The sequence below is a fragment of the Natribacillus halophilus genome (assembly GCF_900100185.1).
GTDB lineage: Bacteria > Bacillota > Bacilli > Bacillales > Marinococcaceae > Natribacillus > Natribacillus halophilus.
Genome location: NZ_FNEN01000015.1, coordinates 14,681 through 35,316 on the forward strand (window position 1 = coordinate 14,681; position 20,636 = coordinate 35,316).

24 protein-coding genes and 1 pseudogene are annotated in these 20,636 nt (G+C 48.1%); 16 read left to right on the forward strand and 9 right to left on the reverse strand.

What is annotated here, in order from left to right; all coding sequences use genetic code 11:
- Positions 1 to 39 precede the first annotated feature (39 nt).
- From ehuC to BLS58_RS13695, 6 genes are all read left to right on the forward strand, one after another.
- Positions 40 to 708, forward strand: a complete 669-nt coding sequence (gene ehuC, locus BLS58_RS13670) for an ectoine/hydroxyectoine ABC transporter permease subunit EhuC (protein WP_425433697.1) — start codon at positions 40 to 42, stop codon at positions 706 to 708.
- Positions 705 to 1,373: an ectoine/hydroxyectoine ABC transporter permease subunit EhuD gene (ehuD, locus tag BLS58_RS13675; protein WP_090399357.1), complete on the forward strand. Its 669-nt coding sequence runs from the start codon at positions 705 to 707 to the stop codon at positions 1,371 to 1,373. The genes ehuC and ehuD overlap by 4 nt, the downstream gene beginning before the upstream one ends.
- Complete coding sequence (gene ehuA / locus BLS58_RS13680) at positions 1,370 to 2,194, forward strand: ectoine/hydroxyectoine ABC transporter ATP-binding protein EhuA (protein WP_090399358.1); 825 nt, start codon at positions 1,370 to 1,372, stop codon at positions 2,192 to 2,194. The genes ehuD and ehuA overlap by 4 nt, the downstream gene beginning before the upstream one ends.
- Positions 2,195 to 2,212: 18 nt before the next feature.
- Entirely contained in the window at positions 2,213 to 2,998 is a 786-nt protein-coding gene (thiM, locus tag BLS58_RS13685; RefSeq protein ID WP_090399359.1) for a hydroxyethylthiazole kinase, read from the forward strand.
- Positions 2,999 to 3,338: 340 nt separating this feature from the next.
- Positions 3,339 to 3,641 carry a hypothetical protein gene (locus BLS58_RS13690; RefSeq protein ID WP_090399360.1) on the forward strand — a complete coding sequence of 101 codons (303 nt, stop codon included), beginning with the start codon at positions 3,339 to 3,341 and terminating at the stop codon, positions 3,639 to 3,641.
- A gap of 81 nt (positions 3,642 to 3,722) precedes the next feature.
- Positions 3,723 to 4,586, forward strand: a complete 864-nt coding sequence (locus tag BLS58_RS13695; RefSeq protein WP_218126233.1) for a helix-turn-helix domain-containing protein — start codon at positions 3,723 to 3,725, stop codon at positions 4,584 to 4,586.
- 39 nt (positions 4,587 to 4,625) lie between these two features.
- On the opposite strand, the gene BLS58_RS17620 is transcribed toward BLS58_RS13695, so the two are convergent.
- The 5 genes from BLS58_RS17620 to lplA all read right to left on the reverse strand — a co-directional run bounded on the left by BLS58_RS17620 (position 4,626) and on the right by lplA (position 9,691).
- Positions 4,626 to 4,772 (reverse strand): hypothetical protein, encoded by a 147-nt coding sequence (locus BLS58_RS17620; protein ID WP_176764756.1) that lies wholly within the window; start codon positions 4,770 to 4,772, stop codon positions 4,626 to 4,628.
- A 465-nt stretch (positions 4,773 to 5,237) separates the two neighbouring features.
- Positions 5,238 to 6,266 carry a peptidoglycan-binding protein gene (locus BLS58_RS18205; RefSeq protein ID WP_090399362.1) on the reverse strand — a complete coding sequence of 343 codons (1,029 nt, stop codon included), beginning with the start codon at positions 6,264 to 6,266 and terminating at the stop codon, positions 5,238 to 5,240.
- 217 nt (positions 6,267 to 6,483) lie between these two features.
- On the reverse strand, positions 6,484 to 7,605 hold the full coding sequence (gene ytvI, locus BLS58_RS13705; protein WP_090399363.1) for a sporulation integral membrane protein YtvI: 1,122 nt from the start codon (positions 7,603 to 7,605) through the stop codon (positions 6,484 to 6,486).
- A gap of 136 nt (positions 7,606 to 7,741) precedes the next feature.
- A complete protein-coding gene (locus BLS58_RS13710; RefSeq protein WP_090399364.1) occupies positions 7,742 to 8,683 on the reverse strand; it encodes an agmatinase family protein in 942 nt (313 codons plus the stop codon).
- Between the two features lie 18 nt (positions 8,684 to 8,701).
- Positions 8,702 to 9,691, reverse strand: a complete 990-nt coding sequence (gene lplA, locus BLS58_RS13715; protein WP_090399365.1) for a lipoate--protein ligase — start codon at positions 9,689 to 9,691, stop codon at positions 8,702 to 8,704.
- A 140-nt stretch (positions 9,692 to 9,831) separates the two neighbouring features.
- Here lplA and BLS58_RS13720 point away from each other — a divergent pair, with 140 nt between their 5' ends.
- The 8 genes and pseudogenes from BLS58_RS13720 to BLS58_RS13745 all read left to right on the forward strand — a co-directional run bounded on the left by BLS58_RS13720 (position 9,832) and on the right by BLS58_RS13745 (position 14,556).
- Positions 9,832 to 10,053, forward strand: a complete 222-nt coding sequence (locus tag BLS58_RS13720) for a hypothetical protein (protein WP_090399366.1) — start codon at positions 9,832 to 9,834, stop codon at positions 10,051 to 10,053.
- Between the two features lie 230 nt (positions 10,054 to 10,283).
- Positions 10,284 to 10,418 (forward strand): hypothetical protein, encoded by a 135-nt coding sequence (locus BLS58_RS18210; RefSeq protein ID WP_281241015.1) that lies wholly within the window; start codon positions 10,284 to 10,286, stop codon positions 10,416 to 10,418.
- A gap of 183 nt (positions 10,419 to 10,601) precedes the next feature.
- On the forward strand, positions 10,602 to 10,826 hold the full coding sequence (locus tag BLS58_RS13725; RefSeq protein ID WP_090399367.1) for a hypothetical protein: 225 nt from the start codon (positions 10,602 to 10,604) through the stop codon (positions 10,824 to 10,826).
- Positions 10,827 to 11,044: 218 nt separating this feature from the next.
- On the forward strand, positions 11,045 to 11,200 hold the full coding sequence (locus BLS58_RS17625) for a hypothetical protein (RefSeq protein ID WP_176764757.1): 156 nt from the start codon (positions 11,045 to 11,047) through the stop codon (positions 11,198 to 11,200).
- Positions 11,201 to 11,370: 170 nt separating this feature from the next.
- The gene (rnhA, locus tag BLS58_RS13730) at positions 11,371 to 11,967 is read left to right on the forward strand and encodes a ribonuclease H (RefSeq protein WP_090399368.1); all 597 of its coding nucleotides are present in this window, start codon (positions 11,371 to 11,373) and stop codon (positions 11,965 to 11,967) included.
- 103 nt (positions 11,968 to 12,070) lie between these two features.
- On the forward strand, positions 12,071 to 12,589 hold the full coding sequence (locus BLS58_RS13735; RefSeq protein WP_090399369.1) for a type 1 glutamine amidotransferase domain-containing protein: 519 nt from the start codon (positions 12,071 to 12,073) through the stop codon (positions 12,587 to 12,589).
- A 115-nt stretch (positions 12,590 to 12,704) separates the two neighbouring features.
- A pseudogene (gene msrB, locus BLS58_RS13740) lies at positions 12,705 to 13,636 on the forward strand (peptide-methionine (R)-S-oxide reductase MsrB).
- Between the two features lie 59 nt (positions 13,637 to 13,695).
- Positions 13,696 to 14,556, forward strand: coding sequence for an alpha/beta hydrolase (locus BLS58_RS13745; protein ID WP_090399370.1), 861 nt, complete (start codon positions 13,696 to 13,698; stop codon positions 14,554 to 14,556).
- A 137-nt stretch (positions 14,557 to 14,693) separates the two neighbouring features.
- Here BLS58_RS13745 and BLS58_RS17280 read toward each other — a convergent pair whose 3' ends face one another.
- Positions 14,694 to 14,855, reverse strand: coding sequence for an FbpB family small basic protein (locus BLS58_RS17280; protein ID WP_143018921.1), 162 nt, complete (start codon positions 14,853 to 14,855; stop codon positions 14,694 to 14,696).
- 222 nt (positions 14,856 to 15,077) lie between these two features.
- On the opposite strand from BLS58_RS17280, the gene BLS58_RS13750 reads away from it, so the two are divergent.
- Together BLS58_RS13750 and BLS58_RS13755 are read left to right on the forward strand one after the other, a co-directional pair.
- Positions 15,078 to 15,473: a hypothetical protein gene (locus BLS58_RS13750; RefSeq protein ID WP_143018922.1), complete on the forward strand. Its 396-nt coding sequence runs from the start codon at positions 15,078 to 15,080 to the stop codon at positions 15,471 to 15,473.
- Positions 15,474 to 15,543: 70 nt separating this feature from the next.
- Complete coding sequence (locus tag BLS58_RS13755) at positions 15,544 to 16,326, forward strand: VLRF1 family aeRF1-type release factor (protein ID WP_090399372.1); 783 nt, start codon at positions 15,544 to 15,546, stop codon at positions 16,324 to 16,326.
- Between the two features lie 27 nt (positions 16,327 to 16,353).
- Here BLS58_RS13755 and BLS58_RS13760 read toward each other — a convergent pair whose 3' ends face one another.
- From BLS58_RS13760 to ligD, 3 genes are all read right to left on the reverse strand, one after another.
- Positions 16,354 to 17,172, reverse strand: coding sequence for a YihY/virulence factor BrkB family protein (locus BLS58_RS13760; RefSeq protein ID WP_090399373.1), 819 nt, complete (start codon positions 17,170 to 17,172; stop codon positions 16,354 to 16,356).
- A 175-nt stretch (positions 17,173 to 17,347) separates the two neighbouring features.
- On the reverse strand, positions 17,348 to 18,730 hold the full coding sequence (locus BLS58_RS13765; protein ID WP_090399374.1) for an MDR family MFS transporter: 1,383 nt from the start codon (positions 18,728 to 18,730) through the stop codon (positions 17,348 to 17,350).
- A 56-nt stretch (positions 18,731 to 18,786) separates the two neighbouring features.
- Positions 18,787 to 20,571 (reverse strand): DNA ligase D, encoded by a 1,785-nt coding sequence (gene ligD / locus BLS58_RS13770; RefSeq protein WP_090399375.1) that lies wholly within the window; start codon positions 20,569 to 20,571, stop codon positions 18,787 to 18,789.
- Between the last annotated feature and the right edge of the window lie 65 nt (positions 20,572 to 20,636).

Here is a 20,636-nt window from a genome sequence, read left to right on the forward strand (position 1 = left end):
TTTACATAGTTGGAGCGTCAGCTCTTAGGGGAGATGCCAGTGTTTACGAACATAGGGGAATTTTTACCTTTTATATTGCAAGGTTTAACGATAACCGTACAGGCCTTTCTGTTTGGCGCGGCGTTGGCCTATTCCATCGCGATTGTCGCCGGCCTGGCTCGAACTTCGAAACTCGCGATTGTAAGGGTGATTGCGACGATATTCGTCGAGCTTTTCCGGGGGACGTCCCTGCTTGTGCAAATGTTTTTCTTCGCGTTCGTCTTCCCGTCGCTGGCACCGTTTACGATCTCGACCTTCCTGGCCGGGGGTCTCGCGCTCGGTTTTAACTACGGTGCTTATGCATCCGAGGTGGTTCGGGGCGCGGTTCTGGCCGTGCCGGAAGGACAAAAAGAGGCCGCCATTTCACTCAATATGTCCAATTTCCAACGGATGCGTCTTGTGATTTTGCCGCAAGCATTCCGTATCATGCTCCCGGGTATCGGCAATAATTCGATCGAATTATTAAAAGGGACGTCGCTCGTTTATTTTATCTCCCTTGCCGATATGACCTATCGCGCCGATATCCTGCGAGGAGCGAATACAGCCCTGAGCGATCAGGTGGAAATTTATACGTATTTGTTATTCACTTATTTTGTCATCGCCCTTCCCCTCGTCTTTTTGACACGGTGGCTGGAAAAACAGGCGTCTAAAGGGGTGAGTACGGCATGACATGGGATTGGGAATTTGCTTTTGAAGTTTTTCCGGACATTATAAGCGCGATTGGGATAACGATCGGAGCAACTGTCGCGGCTTATTTTATTTCACTTACGCTCGGGCTTGTGTTGACGCTGTTGCGCCGGTCGAGCTTCAAGCCGTTATCTCTGCTCATCGCGGGAGTCATCGAATTTATCAGGATGACACCGCCGCTCGTGCAACTGTTCTTTGTTTATTTTGCCTTTGATATGTCTCCATTTGTAACCGGAGCGATTGTGCTCGGGGTTCATTACGCCACGTATGTATCGGAGGTTTATCGCTCGGGCATTGAAGCTGTACCTTCCAGTCAATGGGAGGCGAGCAAGGCATTAAACTTCTCGCGGGCGCAAACGTGGCAAAAGGTCGTCTTGCCGCAAGCGATTCCGCCGGTCATCCCGATGTTGGGCAACTACTTGATCGTACTATTCAAGGAAACACCGTTGTTGTCCGGGATTTATGTTCTGGAAATGTTGGCGGTGGCGCAACAAATCGGTTCAGATACGTACCGCTTTCTCGAACCGGTTACGATTGTCGGCTTTTTGTTCCTCGTTCTCAGTTATCCGTCGGCATTATTCATCCGATATCTGGAGAAACGGTCCGGTAAGTTGCCCGGCAGTGCAGAAAAGGGAGTGAAAACATGACAGAAGAAGCCAGGGAAGAAACAGTGGAAACGCCAGGTGAAGACAATGCCAATACGATCGTCAGTTATAAAAATGTAAAGAAGGCTTTCGGTGATACGGTCGTCTTAAACGATCTTAACCTCAATGTGAACCAAGGGGAGAAGGTGGCGTTGATCGGCCCGTCCGGTTCGGGGAAAACGACGATCATTCGCATGCTCATGACGCTGGAGCAACCGACGGAAGGGACGATCGAAGTCGATGGGGAAATGCTTTGGCACAAGGAAGTCAAGGGGGAGTTCGTTCCTGCCGACGAAAAACATCTACGAAAAGTGCGGGGAAGTATCGGCATGGTGTTCCAGCAATATAATCTTTTCCCGCATATGACGATCATGCGCAATTGTACGGAAGCGCCGGTGCATGTACTTGGCGTCGACAAGAATGAAGCGAAGGCAAGGGCCCAGGAAATGCTCGATAAAGTGGGCCTCGGCGATAAAGTTGATCAGTACCCTGCGCAATTGTCGGGGGGACAACAACAACGCGTGGCCATTGCCCGCTCCCTCGTCATGCAGCCGAAAGTCATGCTGTTCGATGAGGTTACCGCCGCCCTTGACCCGGAACTCGTCGGCGAGGTGCTCGAAGTCCTCAAAGATATTGCTTCTGAAGGGGATACGACGATGATGATCATAACCCACGAAATGGAATTTGCCCGTGACGTGGCCGATCACGTGTTGTTTCTCGATAATGGCAAAATCGCAGAGCAAGGTCATCCCCGCAACGTTCTCGAAAATCCGCAAAGTGAGCGTTTGCAATCATTTTTGGGAAGATTTATTGAAACGAATTAACAAGGGGCAGTGAAAGCCATGATTGATGACGTAAGGAAAAAAAACCCGCTCATTCATTGTATCACGAATGAAGTCGTAACGAATTTCACAGCAAACGGATTGCTCGCCGTTGGAGCGGCCCCGGTCATGACGGGTAATCATGAAGAAGTGGAGGAGATGGCCCAGATAGCGGATGGCTTGTTGCTGAATACAGGGACGTTAACGCCCTATCAATATGAAGCGATGCGCCTCGCCGGCCGGGCCGCTAACGAGAGCGGAACACCGGTCGTATTGGACCCTGTGGCTGTCGGTGCAACATCCTATCGCACGAGAGTGGTTAAGGACCTTTTGCAAGAGGTTACGCCAGACGTTATTCGCGGGAACGGCGGAGAAATTGCCGCGCTCATCGGCATGCATTCCCAAATGCACGGCGTGGAGGGACAGAGCGACCAAGCGGCGGAAACGTTGGCAAAAGAAGCCGCCAAAGTGTTGGGGACGACCGTTTGCGTCACCGGGGAAGTCGACGCGATCAGTGATGGCACACGGACGTACCAAATAAAAAATGGACATGAATGGCTCGCGCGCGTCGTCGGGACAGGCTGCTTGTTGGGCGCTGTCATACTGGCCTACATCGCTTCCGGGCAGGAAAAGGGGATCGTGCAAGCGTCAGCGGCCGGTCTCGCCCAATATGGCGTCGCCAGCGAGGAGGCCTTTGCCCGAGCGAAGGAAGACGGGGTCGGCACCTTTCAACAACGGTTTCTGGATGCGCTCAGTTTTATGAACAGTACAGATGGTGAGAGGAAAAGTCATATCGTTGAGCCGTGATAGGCAAAGCCGGGCCCTGTTGGTAACAGGGACCGGCTTTCGTTAGCCTCATTTGCCTTCGTTTGCAGAAAGTTTGAAGAGGATGAATGTCATGAGAATGCTCACTCCGACCAATAAAGCCGAGAATCCAATAATTGCAAACAAATCAACGGTTGCCATGAAATCCCTCTTTCTTTTACGGAATTATATGTCTATTCCACTGACCGGTCATTGTAAAACATGAATATTCAACCTTTTTGAAATTATGCCAGGAATCGTACACAGTTCCGTTCCTTTCCCGTGTAATGTAGTGTATGATAATGTATATTTTAGTAATACTATTGGAGAGGAGGATGGATTCGTGAATAGATCATCGATTATGAAATGGATCACGGGTGCCCTGGAAGGGTTTTGGGCAATCCCCTTCATTGGCGGCACGATCATTCTTTCTTTAAATTGGACACCGCTTATCATTATGTTGGTCCTGCACATTATTACGTTGCTGCTCAGTATCAGTGAAGGTAAAACCAAACACGGCAGTATTCTCGGTATTATCACCTCCTGTGTTGGATTTATTCCCGGGGTAGGCTGGACGATGCATACGATCACAGCAATTTTGTTGCTCATCGATGCTTACCGTTCTGAAAAGGCGATTGAAATGTAGACAGCTGATCATTATGATCAGTTGTTTTTACTTATTTTTTAAAAAGGTGTACGATGGAAAGGGATGGAAGAGGGGGAGAAAATGCAATACGATACCATAGGTTTTAATGTTCGTTATTATCGTGAGATGAAAGGCTTGACGCAAAAGCAACTCGCAGAAGACATCTGCACACAGGCCCAAATCAGTAAAATTGAAAAAGGAGACATTATCCCTTTATCCTCCACCTTGTATGAAATTGCCAAAAAGCTGGACATTGATGTCAATTATTTTTTTCAGATCGGGGAGCACGAGCGGCTTGATTACATAGAAGAACTTAAAGATGAAATCCGGAAAAAAATTCGTGACTATGATTATAAGGATGCTATGGAAACTTTGCAAAGTCACGAAAAATTTTTTAACACTATTTATTTACAGCAGTTTCACTTATGGCACCTGGGTATTTGTGTTTACCATTTATACGGGAACTACAATAAAGCAATGGAATATATCAACGAAAGTTTAGCCATTACTTATCGCGGAAGTAAAATATATACGGAACGAGAAATTGAAATTATGAATAGTATGGCGATCATCCAGTACTCAGAAGGAAATTGCAAAGAAGCACATGAAAACCTTTTAAAAGCAATCAATGCAAGTGTTTTCGTACCTGCATTAAAACCCCATATTAAAGTTAGAATGTGGTATAATCTCTCTAACATTCTTACAATGGAGAATCGTTATAAAGAATCGCTGCAGGCAGCTGATCGCGGAATTCAAATTTGCGTGCGTGAAGAAATGATGTATTTACTGGGGGAGTTACTTTTTCAAAAAGGGTTTTGTGAAAGGAAATTAGATGTTAAATTATGGAAACGTCACTTTGAACAAGCCATCGGTATATTCGAAGTGGCAAAGAAAGAACACCTTGCAGAAATGGCCAAAAAAGAGATGGAGCATAATAAAGAATAGAAAAAGCAAAGGGGGAGATCCCTTTGCTTTTGCACGTGTTTAATGTGCAAATGGAAGACTTAGTGGTGAGACATCATGTGCGAAAGGCAGACCATAACTTTCCAATCCGGTCAGGGAACCTCCGAGACTAACACTTCCAATCATGACCATACCGATGAGTGCGGATGCAAAGAGAGTTTTTTTCATTGCTTGCACCTCCTTGCCCCGTAGCATAGTATAAAGAAGACAAGCAGGCAATTTTACAAGAGCCGCCATGAAACGACATTAAACCACATAAAACGTCCCATATCAAATATATGTGTCGAAAAAGATAATTCCAGGCATAAATAATGAAAATTTTGTCTAAAAATATTTATCATGACGATCAAGGAGCAGCAACAATAGTTTATGGCGCCCTAACGTAATGTGTCGGAAGCTGTTAGGTCGTCAACAATGACTTTTGATGCCCTAACGCCTTGTGGCTGAGGTCGTTAGGTCGTCAACGTTGGTGTTTATCACCTGCTGCTGTGCAATATATTGCTCCTAAGTCCCTCAACACGCGTAACGATCCCAATAACCCTAGTTTTCAATGAAAAGACCGCACACGCAATATTGCAAAAAATGACAACAATCGCTAATCAGCTTTCATTCCGTGCTGATTTTTGTCCTTGCTTAATCCAGGACGGTCACTTCAACGTTTTGGCGGCCGAAGTTCATGGCTTCTTCTTTGGTGGGAACGTGCAGGTCAATTTTTTCACCATTGATGGCGCCTCCGGTATCCGCGGCGACAGCTTCACCGTAGCCTTCCACATGGACGGTGGTACCGAGCGGGATAACATTAGGGTCCACAGCTACGACATTTGCGTTTCGATCGTTACGAAGGTCCGTGCCGTTTGCTGTGATGCCGGAGCAACCGTTACATTCAGCTGTGTAGGCGGTAGCCTCCATTTGATATGTTGTACCTTCCGGGCTTTCGGAAGAAGATTCGTTGTCGTTGGACGTTGTTTCTTCCGTTGTTTCGGCACTTGCTTCGTCACTTTCAGTGCTGCCTTCGTCCGCGCCTGCTTCTGCGTTAGTCTCTTGTTCTACACTGGCTTCGTCAGCGGCTTCGGCTGTTTCCTCGTTCGCTGCCTCATCATCAGCAGCTCCCTCGCTCTCCGGTTCCTCTTCCTCTTTGGCATCCTCTGTCGTACTATAATACAGCGTAGAGAATGTCTCAGGACCGGCGAGGCCATCTACAGCAATATCAGTAGCCGCTTGAAAGTCTTTTACGGCATCATACGTTTCCTCATCGAAATAGCCATCTACAGATCCGTTATAATGCCCCGCTGCATCCAATGTTTCCTGCAGATCGGTGACGAGCGCATTTTCATCGCCTTCTTCGAGTGTTTTCAATGCCCCGAGCGTTTGTGGTCCGGCCAGACCATCAGCGAGCAGGTCGTTTTCTTCCTGATAACTTTTGACCGCTTCCGAAGTGGCTTCATTATAGAGACCATCAGCTGAGGCTTGATCCAGGTGCCCTTCAGCAATAAGTAGATCCTGAAGCTGTTCAACGTGCTCATTCTCTATCCCGTCGGATAACAGTTCGTCTCCAAAGTCGCTGGCATCTGCCGCCATCGGTAAAAGAAGGAAAACAAATCCAGCTACCAATGTAGACAAACCGTAATTTTTAACCCATTTAGGTGTTTGCATTTTGCGCATGTAGCAAACGCCTCCTCTTGGTAGAAATTAAAGCGTAGTTGTACATATCTACAACCACTAGCATCCTAGCAAGCTTTGAAAAAGGAGGCAAGGGGATCACGGGTGATTTAAACAAACTGCAAACCCCCTGTAATAAAGGGGGTTTGCGACAAATTTGGCTGTAATAAACTCACATATTACGCTCATTTGTTGAGAAATGATGATCGAGCGCAACATATCACTCTTTCCTGAATCCGTGGTAAATAAAATCTTCAATCTCAGCGACAACGCCGATATCATTCAGAATAGTAATGATGACAAGGAGGGCGGGGCCTATAATCAAGCCGATGACGCCGAAAAGTTGTAAGCCGATGAATAAAGACAGCAATACACCAAGGGCGTTCAAATTCATGCTGGAGGATAAAACTTTCGGTTCCAGGCTCTGTCTAACGATGACGACGACTATATAGAGAATCGACAGAGCGATGCCCATGAAAATTTCTCCTGTAACAAAACTGTAAATTGCCCAGGGGATCAGGATGGTCCCGGTTCCCAGATAGGGAAGGATTTCGGCAACCCCGATAATAATCGCCATCATGAGTGGGTTTTCAGTGCCCAGGATCAGTAATCCGATCAGCACAAGCACAGAAGTGATGAACATCAAAATCAATTGTGCGCGGATAAATCCGAACACCCGCACGCGCATTTGTTGGATAAACAATACGAATTTTGCTTGTACGAACTTGGGAATTCGGCGTTGCAAGCCAACTTTAATCGCTCCCATATCCTTGCCGATAAAGTATACGGCCAGAAAGACGAAAATAATCACGAGCAAAAATGTAGGAATGGCCGTAAATATATTCCCCAGTCCGTCGGCAATCGTTTGGCCGAGATTACCTAAAATGTTTCCGATTTGATTGCCCAGCTGTGTAATGCCTTCCTGCATGGTTTGTTGTTGGGCTGCGGTTAGGTTATCGAAAAACCCGGTCATTTCCGTCCAGATCGGCAGAATGGTTTCATTGAATATCCGCTGTAACTGTTCGGCGCCTTGCTCGATCCAACCGGGCAATTGTTCAGAGAGTTGCCGGAAACCGTAAATGCCCAGGAAAGTAAGGCCGGTAATGATACCGCCTAATAATGACATCCCGACGAGCAAAGATATAAATGAAGCCACCCCGGATGGAAATTTGAGTTTTATTTTTAAATATTTAAGAAGTGGCGAGAGCATCCAGGCGATGACTGCGGCGATGATGAAAGGATAGGTAAGTGTAAATAAATAGCCCGTAGCCCACAAGATGAGAATGATGCTCCCGATAACAATGACTGCTCGCCCAATAATGTGGGCATGTTCTTTTGTCATGTCGTTTTCGCCCTTTCCGTATTGATTGGGGCAGAATTGCTAACGCCTCGTCGTCATTGTTTGATTCGTATATCATACTACGCGTGAAGCTGCTCGTCTATGTAATGAAACCGGGGAGCTCCCCGGTTTTGTACGTTTAGGATTGTCGCGATGCATGCCCGGCAAGGACATAAAGGACAACGGTAGAAGCAAGGTGGGACGACAAGTCGTTCGCATCTTGCTGGGGATAGACTTCGACGAAGTCCATGCCGCATAAGCCCAGTTTCCCGAATTCGTGAATCATCGTCAATAACTCATAAGAGGATAAACCGTTGGTGTCAACGGGACCACCCGGATTAAACGCATGATCGAGAACATCGCTGCAAATGGACAAATAAACCGCGTCCGTGCCTTCGCTGGCCTGCTTGTAAATATCGTTTGCGAGGGCACGCAAGTCGCTGCCTTCGCGGACATCATTAATCGTGAGCGTTTTGGCCCCCGCATCGCGGGCGTAACGACCGCTCTCCGGCTTATTGCGCGGACCGTGGATGCCGACATGCAACAAACTTTCGTTGCGGACCGCGTCGAGTTCATAAAGTCGTGCGAAAGGCGTGTTGCGGGCATACTTATCCCCGTTAAAATGGGGCATATTGTCGTAATGGGCGTCCAGGTGGATGATGCCCATACGCTGACCCGGGTTCTGGTTACTCCACGCGCGGATAATCGGATACGTTATGCTGTGATCGCCGCCGAGGGCCACCGGAAACGTTCCGCTTTCCCAAACATTTCCTGAAAACGAAGTAATGCGTTCCATCGTTTTGTCGATCTCGGCCGGAACGACATCAACATCTCCCATATCAGCTAAATGTAAATGCTCAAAAACATCCATATGATTGAGTTCGGGAAGGTATCCACTATAGCGCGCTGAGGCCAGGCGCATCGACTTGGGGCCGAGCTCAACGCCGGTATAATCTCCCCAGGTGACCCCGCCTTCCCAGGGTACGCCATAGACGATGACATCCGCCCCGCGTGGTTTTTTATCGACAGCCCATGTTGATTCCAGAAAGGTGGGTGTATTTCCGTAAACGTAGTCTCTCATAACTTAGCCTCCCAGTATTTAATACAATAAAGCAATGATGTCCTCTTTGGCAATGGGTCCAAAATAGGTTCGTGTGTCGATATCACCCAGAGCATGGGCAATGGCCTCAGGTTCGTATTTTGTTCCGTCCAGCCGTGTTTCGATATCTTTCACATCGCCTGTCCCAAAGAAGTCCCCGTAGATGGTCATATCGGCAATGATACCTTTTTGCACTTTAAAACGGAAATCGACCAATCCGGCATCGAACTTCTTCGCTTTTTTGATATCGTATTTCGGAGATTTCCCGTAGTTCCAGTCCCATTTTCGATAGCGATTTTCCGAGATCTCCATAATGTGTTTCCAGTCTTCGTCAGTAAGGGTATAGCGTTCAAAGTCGCTGTCGCCTGCAAAAATATAATGCAACAACGTTTCCTTAAAATGATCCATCGTTAGCTTCTCGTCAAGGAAATCATTGATGTTGGCGACGCGGCTGCGAATGGATTTGATCCCTTTGGAGCGGATTTTTTCATCGCTGACATTTAAGGCGGAGACGACGTTTTCCAGTTCGGAATCCAGCATCAGGGTGCCGTGGTTGAACATGCGGCCTCTCGTGGCAAACTGCGCATTGCCGGAAATTTTGTACCCGTTGGCTTGCAGATCATTGCGACCACTCATTTCCGCCGGAACGCTCATTTGTTGCAAGGCGTCCACAACAGGTTCGGTGAATTTTTGAAAGTCGTTGAAACTGTTGCCGTCATCTTCACTGATGAAGCTGAAATTCAAATTTCCGAGGTCATGATAGACTGCCCCGCCGCCGGATAACCGTCGGATGACGTGCAAGCGGTTGTCTTCAACATAATCGGTGTTAATTTCTTCGATCGTGTTTTGATTTTTGCCGATGATAATCGAAGGTTCATTAACATAAAAAAGCAGATAACGATCGGCCTCACGAAATTGCGTGAGAACGTACTCTTCAATGGCAAGATTTATACTGGGGTCGGTGACGCCCCCATTATCTACAAATATCATTTGCGTGACCTCCCTCAAGAAATTAAAAATGGGACTGCCCTTATTGTATAAAATCAGCGAGGAGATTGCACGCTAAGCACTTATAGCCCTTATCGATGTGATATACTTAAGGCACTAAGTTGGGACGAGGGGGAAAGACCATGAGAGAAATTATCACATTGATCCAGCAGCGGAAGCTGGAATGCCTGATTGCATTCATCATTCTTCTGATCGCGGTCGGTGCCGGTATTTATACGAATGAAGTACTTGAAGTGGGCCGGAATTGGATCATTCGCTTTTATCTAGGGTTTACATTTGTTTCATTGGTACTCTTCTCGATATATATCGGTATTGAGCGTATCTTTGCAGGAAGCCGGGCGTGATGCCCGGTTTTTTTCTTTGGCAGATAAAAGTATAACTTTCTTATCCTGCATAAGTGCAACTAAGGCTTATCGCCTTAAAGGCGTGGCGATAAGCCAAGTTTTCTTTAGAAGTCGGAACATGAAAAAGTATGTGAAAACCATTTGTGCTGTATAACGATAGCGAAATGAGGAAGAATCACAAACAGGCAAGACAATTTCCTGTATCAGATATATTTGAAGGAGGTATTTCAATGAATAAGAAATTATTGTATGGTGTGTTATCAGGCGTATTCGCCGTTGGAATGCTGGCAGCTTGTAATGGCGGTGGCATGGACGACGGCGGGGGCGGTCAGGATAATGGCGGTATGGAAGAAGAAGGCAACTGATTTTGCTGTCTGGATACAAGAGAGAGCCTTTGTAAAAGGGCTCTTTTTTTCATACTATCGCAGAAGTATGTAAAAAGATGAGAAAGTCATAAAATTCGTTTTAAGCGATCGGATGAAAGGAATAACCATAACCAGGAGGCCAGTACAAATCTGGCGAATCAAAACATTAAGGAGGAAATTGAGATGAATAAGAAATTAATGTACGGTGCGCTTTCCGGAATCTTTGCCGTTGGCATGCTGGCGGCTTGCAACGGTGAAATGGATGATGGCGGCGACGACATGGACGACGGTATGGACGACAACGGCGAAATGGAAGAAAACGGTGACGATGATATGGAAGATGACATGGAAGATGACATGGAAGATGATTTGGACGACGACATGGATGACGAAGACGATGACATGTAGACAGAACTGAGAGCCTGTGATCGTCACGGGTTCTTTTCCATCTTAAAAAATGTAATTTTATAAAAAGAAAGTCTCATTTCTGTCGCATCTCTATGAGAAATATTGCAAAAACGGGTTTACCGGTTTAAATAGGACGCAAAAGGGAATATGCTGGCAGTAGAAAGTCGGTTATAAATGAAGAAGCCGACGATTCAAGGATTATTATGGAGGGATTTACAATGAACAAGAAACTCTTGTACGGTGCGCTTTCCGGAATCTTCGCTGTTGGCATGCTCGCCGCATGCAACGGTGAAATGGAAGACGGCGACGATGGCATGGACGACGGCGGCGAAGAAATGGACGAAGGCATGGACGATGAGGAAGAGGATCTGTAAGTTTTAAAACCGTTAAAAAGGAGCTCGTGTTGCGCCCGGCGCCTCGGGCTCTTTTTTTTGGCAGGTAAGAAAGTATAAACCACTTTCTTATCCTGCATAAGTGCAACTAAGGCTTATCGCCTTAAAGGCTTGGCGATAAGCCAAGTTTTCTTTAGAAGCGGGAGGATAAAATGGCGAAAAATAAATATTATGTCGTGTGGCACGGGCGCACGCCCGGCATCTATCAGACGTGGGCGGAGTGTCAGAAGCAGGTCAATGGGTTTAAAGGGGCGCGTTTCAAATCCTTTACATCGAGACAGGAAGCTGAGCGCGCATACGAATCGGAACATACGGACGGAGAAAGTTCCCATAAGGAACAGACTTACATAGAAGAAAGCATTTCTGTCGACGCGGGAACCCATGGCAACCCCGGCCCTGTCGAATACCAGGGCGTCTATACGAAAGATGGGCATGTTTTGTTCGCCGTCGAACCTTTTGCAAAAGGGACGAACAATATGGGGGAGTTTCTTGCCATCGTTCATGCGCTCGCCTGGCAAAAGCAAGAAGGTATGGCCCTTCCCATTTATTCTGATTCACAAACAGCCATCGGCTGGGTGAAAAAGAAAAAAGCGAAACCGACGCTTGCACGCGATGAAACGACCGAAGAGATCTGGCAAGCCATCGGACGAGCGGAAAGCTGGCTTCATCACAATGACCTTACCGCTCCGGTATTAAAGTGGGATACACAGGCTTGGGGTGAGATCAAAGCGGACTATGATCGCAAATAACAACCTATGTTTATGAGCTCGACCTACGGGGTAAATTATTAGAAGACTTGGCTTATCGCCAAGTCTGGCGAAAGCCTTACCGTAATAAAGGAGTGCTTACGACATGAGTCATATCGCTGTTGTACTTACCGATCTGTTTGAGGACGTTGAATATACTAAGCCTGCCGAAGACTTCAAAAGCGCAGGCCATCGATTAACGACAATCGAAAAAGAAAGCGGCAAAAGTGTTACGGGCAAACAGGGCACGGAGCGTGTTACGGTGGATGTGGCCATCGATGATGTGAAGCCGGAAGACTTCGACGCCTTGTTCATTCCAGGTGGTTTTTCCCCGGACCAGCTTCGTGCCGATGAGCGCTTCGTATCCTTTGCCAGACATTTTATGGATGAAAACAAGCCGGTATTTGCGATTTGCCATGGTCCGCAACTGCTCATCACGGCAAAAGCGCTGGAAGGGCGGCATGTCACCGGCGCGATTCACATCCGCACCGACCTCGAGTACGCGAAAGCTAACGTACACGATGAAGAAGTCGTCGTCTGCCACAACCTGGTGACGAGCCGGAAGCCGGATGATTTACCGGCCTTCACGGAAGCATCGCTTAATGCGCTGAAGCAATCGGTATAACGAAAACATGGCGTTCCGCCTTTAAGCGAGGCGGAACTTTGTTTCTAGGAGGAGATGATGAATTGTGAGTGACACGAAGAAACACGCCACCTTTGCCGGGGGGTGTTTTTGGTGTATGGTCGGCCCTTTTCAGGCTGAAGACGGTGTGTTGAATGTGAAATCAGGCTACACGGGCGGCCATACGGAGAACCCTACCTATGAGGAAGTGGGCACTGATCAAACCGGCCATGTGGAAGCCATTCAGTTGACGTATGACCCGCAAACCGTCAGTTATCAACGTTTGTTAAAGATTTTCTGGCAGAATATTGATCCGACGGATGCAGGCGGGCAATTTGCCGATCGCGGGGAATCCTATGAGACGGCGATCTTTTATCACGATGATGAGCAGAAGCAGTTGGCCGAGGCCTCGCGCCGTGACCTGCAGGAAAACGGGCCTTTCGAGGATCCGATCGTTACCCCGATACGGCCGGCAGACACTTTCTACGACGCGGAAGCTGAACATCAGGATTACCATCTAAAAAACCCTTTTCACTATCAGCTCTACAAGAAGGGTTCCGGCCGGGAGAAGTTTATTAAAACGTATTGGAGTGAGTCTAAATGAGCGCCGAAAAAAAAGATCATAAAGATTTAAAAGAACGTCTGACGCCGCTGCAATATGAGGTGACGCAAAATGATGCGACGGAGCGCCCATTTGAAAATGAATACTGGAACCATTTTGAAGAGGGGATATACGTGGATATCGTCTCCGGGCAACCGCTGTTTACGTCCAGGGACAAATTCGAATCGAGCTGTGGGTGGCCGAGTTTTACGAATCCCATCGAAGAGGATGACGTTAAGGAAAACCTGGATACGAGCCACGGCATGCGCCGTACGGAAGTGCGCAGTAAAGAGGCAGATTCCCATTTGGGGCACGTTTTCCCGGACGGTCCCGGCCCGACCGGGCTTCGTTATTGCATGAATTCGGCGGCCATGAAATTTATCCCCGTCGATGAACTGGAAAAAGAAGGATATGGAGAGTATAAGGCGCATTTCACAGAGGAAAAATAAAGACGCCGACAGGCGGGAGGTCAGCTTCCGCCTGTTGCTTCATGAAGGGAGCATAGACCGTGGAGCGTTTGCAAAACTACTTAGACTATTACGGGCTGCCCACCGACCTTCATTATCGTCACTTTCGGTTGAACGTTGCCGGTGCCGCTGTTTTTATGCAGCGCTTTACGCCCGTGCAAGCACCGAGGGAAGAGATCTTGCTTTTGCACGGCTTTATGGAGCATATTGGCCCCCTCGCCCCTTTTATTCGTTCATTGACCGCTGAAGGATACAGCGTCTCTGCGGTTGATTTTCAGGGGCATGGCTTATCAGGGGGGCAAAGATATCGCGTTGACAATTTCAGCGAGTACGAAGCCACGTTGGAAAGCGCGCTTTTGAGGCTGGCTGAAGAGGGGATAAACCCCCGTATCATGATTGGCCATAGCACCGGGGCAGGGGTAGCAGCCCATTATGCCTTGGCCCGGCGGGAGCTGGATATGCAAAAACTCATCCTCGTAGCCCCCTTGGCCCGTTTTCGCGGCTGGCGGCAGGCGAAGCTGGGGATGTATGCCGCCTCCTCATTTTTAAAAGATGTCCCGCGGCGCTATCGTCCGAATTCATCGGATGAGGCCTATCTGGAGCAGCAACGGACAGATCCCCTGCAAGCCTCGCGCATCCCCCTCGCCTGGGTACGAGCCATGTTTGAATGGGAAGCGCGCTTTCGCGAACTTCCCGCCCATCCGCTGAATATTGACATCTTCCAGGGGACGGATGACCGCACCGTGGCCTGGGAACATAATGTGCGTTTTTTCCGGGAAAAATTTCCGAATGCGACGATCTCTTTGATTAAAGACGGCAAACACCAGCTTTTCAACGAAGGTGAACCGATTCGGTCCATCGTCTATCACTTGATTCATCGCAGTATCAGCCAACTGGATTAACATTGGAAGCCGGGAGATGACTCCCGGCTTCCTAAAGCAAACTTGGCTTATCGCCAAGCCTGGCGAAAGCCTTAGTTGCACTTATGCATGATAAGCTTATCTGCTCAAAAAGTATTTTCTTCCGAAAAAGAGGCGGCTTAGGAAAGCGCCTCTTTTTTGCGGTTATTTTTCTTGAGACGGCGAAGCTGCTTGTCCTCCACACGTCTTTCGATATGGTCGAGCATCTCCGCATCTCGTTCGAGATCCTGTTTATTTTGATCCACTAACTCTGAAAATGAAGTACGAAATGGTCTGCGCATATGCTTCTCTCTCTCCTTTAGAAATTTAAGAAAATGACATTCAAAATTTTTCTGTCTATTTACCGAATGAACATTTTCTTGTATTTTTAGTATACCCGATTTATGCAAAATAAAACATGAACAAAATGTTACAATTTAAAGAAGTATTCGTATTATTTCCGCTTCGAGATAAAATGTCGATGTTTGTGGTAAACTAGGAGCAAAGTGAACGGAGGGATTATGTTGGCAAATAAAGAAAAAAAGTGGGCGATTTACGTGACGGCCGGTAGTGTATCGGCGCTTGTGAGTTATTTACTTTTCAATAAAAGGGCACGGAGTAAAACGGTGTCATGCGTCAGAGAGAGCAAAGCATTCGTCAGCGATGCCAGCGCCTTTGTGACAGAGAATCGCCAGGAGATCAGTGATTTGGTGAAAGGCACGACAGAAAGGGTCAATGAACTCGTGCAAGTGGCCGGTGAAGATATCGAACAAATCGCCAGGCATTCGGCCCATTTAAAAGATACAGCGACAGATGTGCTTGACACGGCCAAGGAAGCAGGCCAGGATATTCAACGACAGAGACAAGCCTATAAAATTCGTGAAGGCCAGACAGAGCAACGGCTTCCGGGCGCTGATTAAAAATGTCAGGTTTAAGCTTCATCCTCTTCGGAAATACAAAGAATAAAGACGGTTGAGGAGGGCGAGACAGATGGCATTAACAGAACAATTGAACAGGATTAATAACAAAACCGACGACCTGGGTGTGCTGACGATTTACTTAAACACGGAAAGTGAACAGGGCGAATGGAAAATCCGTCTCAAGAACGGAACAAAGCGACTGGAGGAGTACGCGGAGAAAAGCGATGACAAGGAGAGCAAAAAGGCGCTGAAAAAACTTTTGGGAGAAGCCAATACTCATATTCATGATCAGCAGATGAATATGCAAAAAAGTTTCGTCCTTATCGCCTCCGCAGACGGGGATATATGGATCGCACGGACGCTCCAGGTTCCCGTGGAAACGTCATTCCACTGGGAAAAACAAGCAGACACCGGACAGCTGGAAGACTTGCAAGAAAGATACCCGGCCACGGGCGTCATCGTGACCCAACAACGGGATGTCACCCTCATCGATACCGCGCTCGGTGAAGTTCGCGATGAGAAAAAGTTCAGCTGGGATCTGGAAAAAGAAGACTGGGTGGATTATGAAGATCAAGCCTCACCACCGTCGGCAGCAGATACAAGCGTCGATGATTTTCAGCGACGCTTCGAGGAAAACAAGCAGCGCTGGTATAAAAAGTTGGCCCCCGTATTAACGAGAGAGCTCAAGAAACGAAATTTAACCGGTTCCTATTTCGTCGGCAGCAAAGAGACGGTCTCCGAGCTCACCCAGCATATCAGTGATTCCTATATAAAAGGTAAAATCGCGAAAAACCTGGGATCTAAACCGGCTCATGAAATCGTCAACCAGGTGTATGGAGAAAACGTCAGATAGGAATGAGAATCCCCACCATGTGGGGGTTTATTTTTTTCTTACCGTGTGGTGCATGTCCATCAAGAGGGCGTTGAGCTGGGCGCCCAGTAAAATCATAAAGGCGGTTAAAAAAAACCAGACCATCAAACCGATGATAGTTCCAAGGGCTCCGTAGATCAGCGTGTAATCATTCCATTGGTTAAAATAAGAAAAGCCCAGGGAAGCAGCTTGCCAACCCACCGTAGCGAATAAGGCTCCCGGCCACGTATCGCGCCAGCTCATTCGTTGGCTGGGCACGATGATATAAAGAATGAGCAGCACGATCCCGACGACGAGAAAGCTGATCCCCCACCGACTAACTGACCAGATGGCGGTCATTATGTCTCCCAGCCCGAGAATATGGAACACAAATTCTCCGATAGGTTCCCCGAAAACCGGCAATAACAGCGATATAATCACAGCGAATAACAATGTGAAAACGAGCACGAATCCAACGAGGATCATTCTCTTTAATGTCGGCTCCGGAAGCTGATAAGCGCGATTAACCGAGCGAATGACCGCGAATGCCCCCATCAACGTGATCCAGATCGTCGCAAGCGTGCTGATGGAGAGCGCCTCCGCATTCCTGACATCCAGGATGGTACTTAAATTCACGGCGATAAACGATAACAATTCTTCCGGAACGTAAGGGCTGATGAGATCCATAACATCCGCTGTACCAACAGGTAAAAAATTCAGGATACCGAGCAGAACGATCAGTAAGGGAAATAACGCCAACAGGAAGTAGTAAGCCATCTGGGCCGCGATATCGAATAAGCGATGTTCCCAGGTCGTCCGAACCATGCGCTTAGTGAGCTCTACGATCATACCTCCACGCCCTCTCTTCGTTCACATAGTATGGCATTTTTTGGAGAGAGAGGCAAATGGCAGCGGTCGGCGGGGGAGGTCGCCGGTAAAGGTGGGGAGATCGCCGCTAGAAACAGCGAAGTCGCCGCTAGAAATGGAAATTTCGCCGCTAGGGTGGGGGAGATCGCTGCTAAATTCACCACCGCTTTCGCAAATAATAAACGAGGGGGATGGACGCGAGCAAGAAAACGGCGACGAGCAAGTAGGATTCCTGGACCGCTTGTTCTCCGGCGGCTGCCCACTCGTTCGTACTTAAATGCGTCCCGCGGCGATATTCAAAAAAGATCGAGATGAATACGATGCAGATCACTTTCATTAATTGCCGGGAGACGTTGTTAAACGCCGAGCCGGCAGGTACGTGTTCTTCTTTTAAAGCGTTCAACCCGGCCGTGGAAGCAGGCGTGTTGATCATGCCGTTCCCGATACCCTGAAAGACGAGGAAAGTGGTGAGCATAACGACACCGACTTCCCCGATGGAGAAACCGATGGCAAACGTGGACAGCGTTGTCGTCACGACACCGGTCATTATCACGATATAAGGCCCTTTTTTATCCAGCACCCTGCCGCCAATCGTCATGGCAATGCCCATCGACAGCGCTTGCGGGAAGAGGAGCAACCCCGCGAACAGCGGGGAGTACCCGTAGATGTCCTGAATGAGAATGGGAACGAGCAATAACACGGAAAACATCGCCATCACGCTGAAACAAATCACAATCAGACTTCCGCTAAAGACCGTGTTTCGCAAAATCCGTATGTTCAGAAGGGGCTCATCACTGCGGAGTTCCTGCCAAATGAACAAGACGAGCGCGCTCACACCGGCGGCGATCAAACCGTAAACCCAAAGTTCACCCGGATACGCCTGTAAAAGGTCAATCCCGATCATGGCTGCCACGAGTCCAAAGCTAATAAAGAGGAAGCCGATCCAATCGAACCTAAGCATCATTGGCTCCCCGTCTTTTTCCAGAAAATAAAGGCCGGCACCGGCGGCTACAACAGCAGTGGGAAGATTGATATAAAAAAGCATGTCCCAGGAAAAAAATTCTAAAAGCACCCCTCCGAGCGTCGGCCCGATCGTCGGTGCCACCATCGCGGCGATCCCCCAAATACCGAGGGCCAGTCCCCGCTCGTTTTTGGGGAAATGCTTAAAGATCAGCATCATCGTCAGCGGCATAATCAAACCGCCGCCAAATCCTTGCAGCAGGCGAAAAAAGATCATGCTCGTAAAATCCCAGGAAAAAGGACCGGCCAAAGAGCCGACAAAAAAAATAAGCGTGCCGAGCAAAAAGATTTTTTTCCGGCCGACGCGTTTACTTAAATAACTCGTGAGCGGCATCACAATCGCCATGCCGAGGGCAAAGGCGGTCACGATCCATTGCCCTTCAACGGCGGTAATGTCGAAGAGTTGCATAAAATATGGCAAGGCAACATTCATCAGACTGTTGTTGAGAATTACCATAAACCCGCCGAGCAAAGTCGCGACGAGCACGCCCCATTTATTGGCTTTTTTTCCTTCATTCATGGCGGACAGCTCCTGGTGGAAAAGCAATCATTCGTATCTCTATATTTTACCATATATCATTTCGCGCTGAAATCCGGAAGCCGATTGGCTGTCATTCCATAGGAAGCGAACGGACACCCTTCATACAAGAGCCTTTGCTGTACGCCGCGGGGCGTAAAGCGCGTACGGTCAAGGTCAGATGAAACCTCTTCCCAGAACAGGGGTAAAGCGACAAGTGCTTCTTTGTTGCCTCGGAGCGAATAAGGTGCAATGATCGTTTTGCCAAAGGCATGTTGGGGGATGTCGATATAGAGTTTACGTCCGCGCTTTTTCTTTAGACGTTCCCGTGTAAATAAATCGGGGCGGTTTTGCAGGCAATAGGCGCCTATGGCTTCAGTGAATGGGTGTGTATCTTCATACGTGTATTGGTTTTTCGCAAGAGGCACATACACTTGCAGTCCTTTGTTTCCGGAAAATTTCACAAAGCTCTCCAGTTGTAATTGGTCGAAGACCTCTTTGAGCAGGTTCGCGCCTTCAATCGCCAATGAAAAGGCGGCCGCGTCCGGCGGATCGAGATCGATGACGATTTCCTCGACGTAACGGCTCGACGATAGCGAAAAAGGAATGTGCCACTCGATCGCGAGTTGATTGGCGAGCCAGAGCAGTGTATCGACATGCTGACAAACGATGTAATCCGTATCTTCGAAAGTTTCCGCTTCCACAAATGTTGGTGCGTACTCGGGGCACTGTTTTTGGAAAAAAGCGTCACCGAACTGGCCGTGCGGATAGCGCACAAGCGTTAATAAACGAGACTCAAGATGTGGCAATACGTATGGTGCGATCGTGCGTGTGTATTCCAGGAAGTCACGCTTGCAAATCTCGGGATCGGACCACAACGGCTTCTCGGGATGTGTTAACGACACACGTTCCGGCCATTTGAGCGCAGCGTTTTGCCAGTGCTCCCACGTACACTGGCGCGCTGGGGTATCGAATTGAAAGGACTGAAAGCGTGGTTCACGAAAATCTTCCGAATAAGTGGTGAACGCCATGTTTACAACAATGGAAGGCTCGATGTCATATTTACGACGCGCCGGAACCCATTCCCCGTTGTTTTTGATGATCGTGACGAGCGATTCTTTTTCAGCTTTTGAAAATCCGTGCGCACATTGTCCAAGCGTGACCGCTTCGCCGTTTTTATAGACTCCGACGTCAAAATAACCGTTCTCGGGATTATAGGATTGAATGAAGCAGGTGAGGAGGCGAGGGGTTTTTATTTTGAGCCAGGATTCTGATCGCCCGTCTTTATAGGTGTGCGAGGAGGTTTTGGCGACGATCCCTTCGCTGCGGTACAGATGTGTCTGATATTGAATGTCTTCTACATCCTGGGTGGAAGGGATTAATTGAATGCGACGTTCATCATGGGGCGCCGGGATGGTGGGAAGGTGATGGTTTTTCAGTATTCGTGCGAGTTCCTGTTTACGCTCGCTATAAGGTTTATTTTTTACAGAAAGCATGTCGAAGACGAGAAAAGCGGCCGGGCGCTCATGGCTTGAAGTGTTGATGCTTGCCTGGGAACGCAGGCGGTGACGGCGTTTAAGGGTATGAAAATCCGCGAGCCCCGGATTTTCCAACAGAACGATTTCACCATCCAGGTGAATGGAGGATTTGTCCTTGAAGTGATGCTTGCATGTAGCGACGATCTCTGGAAATTGCGAAGCCAGGTTTTTGTGATTGCGGCTGAGCAACGAACAGGTCGAGCCGTCCCAGATAAGCTGCGCGCGGTAGCCGTCGTATTTTAATTCATATTGCCATTGGGCTCCTTTAGGGATTTCGTCACGGCTGAATGCCAACATGAACGACATGGGAACACCTCCGCTGTTAGCATGATCCCAAGTTTTTCAACGTATTCTCTTTGTTTTTAATGCCA

Bases quoted from the DNA above. Each gene is read 5' to 3' on its own strand.
- thiM (WP_090399359.1), top strand. From the start codon at position 2,213: ATGATTGATGACGTAAGGAAAAAAAACCCGCTCATTCATTGTATCACG.
- ehuD (WP_090399357.1), top strand. From the start codon at position 705: ATGACATGGGATTGGGAATTTGCTTTTGAAGTTTTTCCGGACATTATA.
- BLS58_RS13760 (WP_090399373.1), bottom strand. From the start codon at position 17,172: ATGATCGTAGAGCTCACTAAGCGCATGGTTCGGACGACCTGGGAACAT.
- lplA (WP_090399365.1), bottom strand. From the start codon at position 9,691: ATGATATTTGTAGATAATGGGGGCGTCACCGACCCCAGTATAAATCTT.
- ehuA (WP_090399358.1), top strand. From the start codon at position 1,370: ATGACAGAAGAAGCCAGGGAAGAAACAGTGGAAACGCCAGGTGAAGAC.
- BLS58_RS13695 (WP_218126233.1), top strand. From the start codon at position 3,723: ATGCAATACGATACCATAGGTTTTAATGTTCGTTATTATCGTGAGATG.
- BLS58_RS17620 (WP_176764756.1), bottom strand. From the start codon at position 4,772: ATGAAAAAAACTCTCTTTGCATCCGCACTCATCGGTATGGTCATGATT.
- BLS58_RS18210 (WP_281241015.1), top strand. From the start codon at position 10,284: ATGAATAAGAAATTATTGTATGGTGTGTTATCAGGCGTATTCGCCGTT.
- BLS58_RS17625 (WP_176764757.1), top strand. From the start codon at position 11,045: ATGAACAAGAAACTCTTGTACGGTGCGCTTTCCGGAATCTTCGCTGTT.
- BLS58_RS13735 (WP_090399369.1), top strand. From the start codon at position 12,071: ATGAGTCATATCGCTGTTGTACTTACCGATCTGTTTGAGGACGTTGAA.
- ligD (WP_090399375.1), bottom strand. From the start codon at position 20,571: ATGTCGTTCATGTTGGCATTCAGCCGTGACGAAATCCCTAAAGGAGCC.
- BLS58_RS13710 (WP_090399364.1), bottom strand. From the start codon at position 8,683: ATGAGAGACTACGTTTACGGAAATACACCCACCTTTCTGGAATCAACA.
- BLS58_RS17280 (WP_143018921.1), bottom strand. From the start codon at position 14,855: ATGCGCAGACCATTTCGTACTTCATTTTCAGAGTTAGTGGATCAAAAT.
- BLS58_RS13725 (WP_090399367.1), top strand. From the start codon at position 10,602: ATGAATAAGAAATTAATGTACGGTGCGCTTTCCGGAATCTTTGCCGTT.
- rnhA (WP_090399368.1), top strand. From the start codon at position 11,371: ATGGCGAAAAATAAATATTATGTCGTGTGGCACGGGCGCACGCCCGGC.
- BLS58_RS13765 (WP_090399374.1), bottom strand. From the start codon at position 18,730: ATGAATGAAGGAAAAAAAGCCAATAAATGGGGCGTGCTCGTCGCGACT.
- BLS58_RS13755 (WP_090399372.1), top strand. From the start codon at position 15,544: ATGGCATTAACAGAACAATTGAACAGGATTAATAACAAAACCGACGAC.
- ytvI (WP_090399363.1), bottom strand. From the start codon at position 7,605: ATGACAAAAGAACATGCCCACATTATTGGGCGAGCAGTCATTGTTATC.
- BLS58_RS18205 (WP_090399362.1), bottom strand. From the start codon at position 6,266: ATGCGCAAAATGCAAACACCTAAATGGGTTAAAAATTACGGTTTGTCT.
- BLS58_RS13720 (WP_090399366.1), top strand. From the start codon at position 9,832: ATGAGAGAAATTATCACATTGATCCAGCAGCGGAAGCTGGAATGCCTG.